The organism is Streptomyces thermospinosisporus (assembly GCF_039526425.1).
GTDB classification, from domain to species: Bacteria; Actinomycetota; Actinomycetes; order Streptomycetales; family Streptomycetaceae; genus Streptomyces; species Streptomyces thermocarboxydovorans.
Genome location: NZ_BAAAIZ010000033.1, coordinates 182,969 through 189,202, shown reverse-complemented (window position 1 = coordinate 189,202; position 6,234 = coordinate 182,969). Strand labels below are relative to the sequence as shown.

Below are 6,234 nucleotides of genomic sequence, written 5' to 3'. Positions count from 1 at the left end.
GACCCTCACGAAAGATCGAGGCTAGAAGCCCGTACAGGGCGGCGTATCGGCATGGGACAGGTTGATGACCTACAACAGCGCGTGCATGGGCTCAGGCTGGCTGATGACGTGCTGGCAGGTGGTGACCTAATCCGCCCGGCGCTCAGGGAACTCCGCTCAGCCGTAAAGCTGTACCGGGAAGGCAGCCACACCAGCGAAGTGGGGCGGCAATTGCTGCGCCAGATCGGGGAGTTGGCACAGATTGCCGGATGGATTGCCAGTGATGCCGGACAGCACGAAGAGGCAGAGCGCATCTACCGGCTAGGAATCAGCGCGGCAAGGCAGGCTGAGGACCACACCCTTGCCGGGAACATTGCCGGGTCACTCGCCTACCAGCTCAGCAACACGGGGCGGGAATCCGAAGGGCTCACGCTGGCACAAGCCGCCCTGAATGACGCTGGCAGCGAAGCACCACCGAAAGCCCGCGCGCTGTATCTGGACCGGGTGGCATGGGCTCACACGAAAGCCGGGGGCGTAGCCAACGGGCAGCAAGCCATGCGCGCGCTGGGGGAAGCCGGGCAAGCGCTCAGCGAAGACAGCCCCGGGACGGAATCGCCTGCCTATCTGTACTGGGTGGATGCCGGGGAACTCCGGGTGATGGAATCCCGGGTCTACACAGAGCTTCACCGACCCTTGCGCGCTGTGCCCCTGCTCCGGGAAGTCCTCAGCGGCTATGACGCCACCCACACCCGGGAAATGGCCTTGTACCTGTCTTGGCTTGCCGTGGCGCTGGCCGATGCCAACGAACCAGAAGAGGCGGCAGCCGTAGCCGAGCGGGTCATTTCCCTGGGAGCTGACACGCCGTCAGAAAGAGTGGCCGAACGGGTGCGCGTCATTCTCAGCCGGTTGCAGGAGTACGCAGACGTGCCGGAAGTTTCCGCGCTACTCGCCGAGCACCAGGCAGCCTAGAAACACAGAAAGCCCCGTACCGGCCACCAGTCAGGCAGCGGGTACGGGGCTACGGTCATGCGGTCATTGCCAGGTATCGACGGCCGGTCCGTTCGGACACTCCGAAATGGTCAGCCACCATGCGACCGGTCACAGGGCGGCCATGCCGAGATTCGAGAACGGCCACGGCTGCCCGAATGTCCTCAGCGGAAGGCGGAGTAACCGGGGACGTGTCCGGCGCGCTGTCTTCGAAATCGACCCACAGGTCATCCGGCGGCCAGCTATCCGAAAAGCCCTGTGCGCCGTCCTGAGGGGCCGAAGCCGGCTCGGGGGCGGAATTCCTGCGGAAAGACCCATCAGGCGCTCAGACGGGCGCTCAGCGCTTTCCTCGCGGTGCATTCGCCAGACGGTCAGCGGGAAGACGGCATGCAGTCCGGCGGACACCCAGGTATCAACGGCGGCCAGGGATTCCGTCGTGAGGACACCAGCCACATTCGCGGCCACAGCAACGGCCACGCTCAGGGCAACATCACGGCCGGACCGGACGGCCCAGATCATGAATAGGTCAATGGCCACGGGCACGGCCGGAGCAACGGTCTCGGGCACGCCATGAGACAGCGCTAGGTCACGCTCAACGGCAAAGCTGATGACCATGGCCGCAGCAAGGGCCGCGTACCGGACAAGGTCAGTGAAAGGCAGTCGTCATTCGGTATCAGCCCAATCGGTCACGCGCTGGTGTTCCTCCGGCATCTGGAAATCGTCGTCAGCGGAGCGCCGGGCAAATTGGCGCCGGGTGCGCGCTGCCAGGAAGGCCCGCCGTTCGTTCCAGGGGACTTCCCATAGGGGTCGGCTTAGTTCGTCGTCAGGCAGCCCCAGAAAGGCGGCTAGTTGGGTCTGATAGTCGGGGCTCATGGTCACTCTCAGGGCATAGGAAAGCCCCGGCCAGTGAATGACCAGGGCTGCAAACGCTCCAAGCTGCGGCGCTAGCATTTTGCCTCCCTGCCGGTCAGTCTCTGAGGGGGAAGGGGGTCACCCCCCAGGGGGGAGGGCTCAGCGGAAATCAGAACGGCGGAACGTCATTGGGATTCGGCGGCTGAGGCTTCACCTTCTCGGCTGCCCAACCACCAGGCTGGTTCTTCGCGGTCTCGCTGTCATGGCATGGCTTGCACAGTGGCCGAAGGTGCTTAGGTGCATCAGGGTTCGGCTCATGCCGTGCCTGCAATTGCTTGCGACTCAGCGGCCAATGGTCAGCGATAGTCGCTTGCCGACCGCACAACACACACCATGGATTGGCATACAGGTAAGCCCTGCGCTTGCGCTGCCAGCCAACGTCATAACCACGCTTGCTCGCGCTGCCTCGCTGTTGCTCACGCTGCCTCTTGTGCTCAGGACATGGGCCACCATTCGTTAGCTCACTGCACCCAGGCTGACTGCACGGCGTTCTAGGTTTCCTTGGCATATCTGCACTCCGAGATAAGGGGGGCACCTACGGATATCCGTAGGTGGGGGTTAGCTACAGCACAGGGGGCGGCAACGTCACTGAGCGGGATAAGCCCAGGCCAGAGAATCACTAGATTTCAGCCGGCTGAGGGTGCCCGGTTGCGTCAGCACACGCTCTTGACCCGCTGCGCTGGCTGCCCTGAACATGGCGCCATGGATGCAGGGTTGGCTGCAGTGCTCGGCGCATTGGCAGGGTCCGCTGCAACGATAGGAACTGCGTTTGTTACCAGTAGATCCCAGAGAGAAACGGCCCGGCTCACAGCACGGGCCGAACATCAGCGTCAGCGGAGGGAACCACGCCACGACACGTATAAGGCGTTCATATCCAGCACATCACAGCTGAGAGACCAGCTAGAGAAGTTCGAGAATTTCGACCTGTACCCTGATTCAATTACTGATGCCACTGTGCAGCATTACAACGACACGGCTAATGAGCTGAAATCTCAGTGGGTGGAGGTTGCGTTAGTCGGTCCTGCAAATGTCGGTGCTTCGAGTAAGAAGGTTGAGCAGCTAGCTCACAAGACAGCTCTGCAAGTCAATCGCTTGCAGTGGTTTATTGACCAACGGGACGACCAAAAGAGAGATAGCGAGCGCTCAGCTATAGAGCTAAGCGCCTTTGAACTGGCGCTAGCTCTAGACAACTTCATTACTGTGGCGCAGGCGGCCTTGGACGATGACGGAAGTCTGTGAAGGTTGCCCTGTGCGAGTGGACACAGGGCAACTCGGCTACTTCGTGGGAATGACCGGCGGATTGATCGGGTTGCCGTTGCTGTCTCGGGGAGTCAGGTCAACGATCACGCCCCGCTGCCGGTGGAGCCCGCGCGGCATTCGCGTTCCCTGGTAATCCGCCGGGCAGAGATCAGCCCAGGCAGGCGAACCATCCGGCAGGCGAGGGCGGTGCCGCGCTGGAGGTGGCCCGCCGGGCGCTCGAGGCCGCCGAGCAGCTGGGCATGCCCGACGCGCAGGCCGATCTGCTGATCTCCCTGGCCGGCCTGGACGGGCAGCACCGGCGCTCCTCCGAGGGTCGCGAGCGCCTGACCCGGGCCCGGGAGCTGGCGCGGGATGCGGGACATGCCCCGGTGGAGCTGCGGGCGCTGTTCAACCTCGCCATGGGCTCCTACGAGTCCGGGGAGCTGGACGCCTGTCTGTCCTGGGTGACGGAGGGTCTCGCCCTGGCGCGCCGCGCCGGGTTGCTGTCCTCGCCGTATCCGCTGGAGATGCGGCACCTGCGGCTGACGGTGCTGTATGTGCTGGGCCGCTGGGACGAGTGCGTGCGGGCGGCCGAGGCGGATGCGGAGGCGCTGTCCGCCGCGGGCGGGTACACCATGGCGCCGGCGCTGTACATCGCGCTGGCGCGCGGCGACCTCACGGCGGCCGACCGTGCCCGGCGCCTGCTGGACGGGCCGTTCGACTGGATGGCGACGCTGGTGGCCGGCATCGCCCTGACCGAGGCGGCCGCGCTGCGGGACGATCCGGAGGACGCCGTCCGGTGGATGCGGTCCACCGTGCGGGCGCTGTCGGACAAGGCCGGCACGCCGGATGTGACGGTCCGGCTGGCGGCGCTCGCCCTGGCCCCGGTGGCCGACGCGGCCGCCCGGGCGCGCACGCTGGGTGACGAGGCGGAGCTCGCGCGCTGGACCGGGACGGCGACGCAACTCGTGGAATCGGCGCGGGAGTCGGCCGCGCACAGCCACGACGGCAGCCCGCAGGGCCCGGAGGGGCAGGCGTGGCTGGCGCGTGCGGAGGCGCAGTGGCGGCGGGCCGTGTCGGGTCCGGATGCCGCCGCCTGGGAGCGGGCGGTGGACGCCTTCGCCTACGGGGACGCCTATGAGCGTGCGCGGTGCCGGCTGCGGCACGCCGAGGCGCTGCTGGCCGCCGGAGCGCGCGAGGAGGCGGCACGGGAGGCGGACGCGGTGCGCGAGACCGCCGACCGGCTGGGCGCCACGGTGCTGCGGCAGCGGCTGGACGAGCTGGTGAGCCGTGGCCGCCTGGCGCGGACGCCCCGCACAGGAGAACGCCCGTCGCTGCTCACCGCGCGCGAGCGCGAGGTGCTGCGGCTGCTGGCGAAGGGACGCAGCAACCGGCAGATCGGCGAGGAGCTGTTCATCACCGGCAAGACGGCGAGCGTCCATGTGTCCAACATCCTCGCCAAACTGGGCGCCTCCAGCCGCACCGAGGCGGTGGCCATCGCGCACCGCAAGGGCCTGCTCGACGCGTAGGGGCTGCCTTTCCAAAACCTGGGCGTTCGGCCTTTCCGGGGGCACACGCGCCCGGCAGTCGGTTTGAACGCCTATCGCAGTAGTACCGTGACCTCGCCCGGCAACGCTCCGTGACCGTGTGGTCACTGCTGTGCGCTGCCGTGGTGTCAGGTGACGGGTCGTCGGGCGAGGCGGGAGTTCAGCGGACATGGTGTCAGCGGCGGTGCTGCGCAAGGGAGCAGCGGCAGCGGTGGTCAGTCTCTGCCTTCTGGCGGTTCCGGCGCACGCGGCCGCCGCGCCGGGCCAGGAGACCCCCTCGCCGGACCGGGAGGCCACCGCCCCGGACCGAGGGACCACGGCCACGGACCGAGGGGCCACAGCCACGGACCGGGAGGCCGCCGCGCTTCCCGCGCCGGACACCAGCGGCCTGCTGCGCCTGCTGAGCACGGCACGCTCGCAGGGCGCCCCCGGTGCGATGGCGCGGATCGACGACGACGGCTCGCTGTACCGCGCCACCGTGGGCATGGCCGACCGCTCGACCGGCCGGGTCCTGAGCACAGCCGACCGCTTCCGCATCGGCAGCGTCACCAAGGTCATGTCGGCGACGGTCCTGCTGCAGCTGGCCGACGAGGGCAGGCTGAAGCTGGACGCCCCGGTCGTGGAGTATCTCCCCGGGCTGCTGCCGGACCAGCGCATCACGGTGCGTCATGTGCTCAGCCACCGCAGCGGTCTGTACGACTACACCAACGACATGTTCGCCCGCACGGTGGACGGCTTCGAGGCGGTACGGACGAAGACCTTCACCCTGCGCCGGCTGGTCGGGCTGTCGCTGAAGCACCCGCGCACGACCGAGCCGGGCGGCGCCTACCGCTACTCCAACACCAACTTCGTCGTCGCGGGCATGCTCATCCGCAAACTGACGGGCCGTTCCCTGGCCACCGAGTACCGGGAGCGGATCATCGAGCCGCTGGGGCTGCGCGACACCTTCTACGTGCATCCGGGCACCACCATCCCCGGCCGCCACACGCGCGGCTATCTCACCCCGGACGAGGCGGGCGCGCCGCCCGTGGACGCCACCGAGCAGACGGTGTCCTGGGCGCAGAGCGCGGGCGCCGTCATCTCCAGCACCCGTGACCTCAACACCTTCCTCACGGCACTGCTCTCGGGGCGGCTGACCTCCGCCGGGAGCCTGGCCGAGATGCGGCGCTGGGTTCCGGCCGGCACCGGGCAGGCCTACGGGCTCGGACTGCGGCGCCGCGACCTGTCCTGCGGCGTGTCGGTGTACGGGCACACAGGTGCCGTCCAGGGCTACTACACCTACGCGTTCGCCTCCTCGGACGGCCGGCGCAGCCTCACCGCGCTCGCCAACACCTCGAACAACGCCGAGGTGATGAACACGATGCTGCGCACCCTGGACGCCGCGTTCTGCGGCAAGCGGGCGGCGCAGCGGAGGGCCGCCGCACCGGCCGTGCGGTACGAGGACGTGGCTCCGGCGATCGCCCGCGACTGATCCGGCACGTGACGGCGCACGGCCCGCAGGCCGCACCCGGCAGCTCCTCGAGCCCTGACGACTCCTGACCGACTCCCGACGACTCCCGACGACTTCTGA

At 67.7% G+C, this 6,234-nt stretch carries 4 protein-coding genes and 1 pseudogene; 4 read left to right on the top strand and 1 reads right to left on the bottom strand.

Going from position 1 to position 6,234, the window contains the following annotated elements; translation table 11 throughout:
* On the top strand, positions 1–948 hold a 948-nt coding region (locus ABD207_RS13390), incomplete at its 5' end, for an NsdA family TPR-like regulatory protein (RefSeq protein ID WP_344012748.1).
* A gap of 681 nt (positions 949–1,629) precedes the next feature.
* Here ABD207_RS13390 and ABD207_RS13385 read toward each other — a convergent pair.
* Complete coding sequence (locus tag ABD207_RS13385; protein WP_344012747.1) at positions 1,630–1,917, bottom strand: hypothetical protein; 288 nt, start codon at positions 1,915–1,917, stop codon at positions 1,630–1,632.
* A gap of 663 nt (positions 1,918–2,580) precedes the next feature.
* On the opposite strand from ABD207_RS13385, the gene ABD207_RS13380 reads away from it, so the two are divergent.
* The 3 genes and pseudogenes from ABD207_RS13380 (at position 2,581) to ABD207_RS13370 (ending at position 6,135) form a co-directional block, all read left to right on the top strand.
* Positions 2,581–3,117, top strand: a complete 537-nt coding sequence (locus ABD207_RS13380; RefSeq protein ID WP_344012745.1) for a hypothetical protein — start codon at positions 2,581–2,583, stop codon at positions 3,115–3,117.
* Between the two features lie 131 nt (positions 3,118–3,248).
* Positions 3,249–4,646: pseudogene (locus ABD207_RS13375) on the top strand (LuxR C-terminal-related transcriptional regulator); the annotation flags it as partial.
* A 187-nt stretch (positions 4,647–4,833) separates the two neighbouring features.
* On the top strand, positions 4,834–6,135 hold the full coding sequence (locus tag ABD207_RS13370) for a serine hydrolase domain-containing protein (protein ID WP_344012742.1): 1,302 nt from the start codon (positions 4,834–4,836) through the stop codon (positions 6,133–6,135).
* The last annotated feature ends 99 nt before the right edge of the window (positions 6,136–6,234 follow it).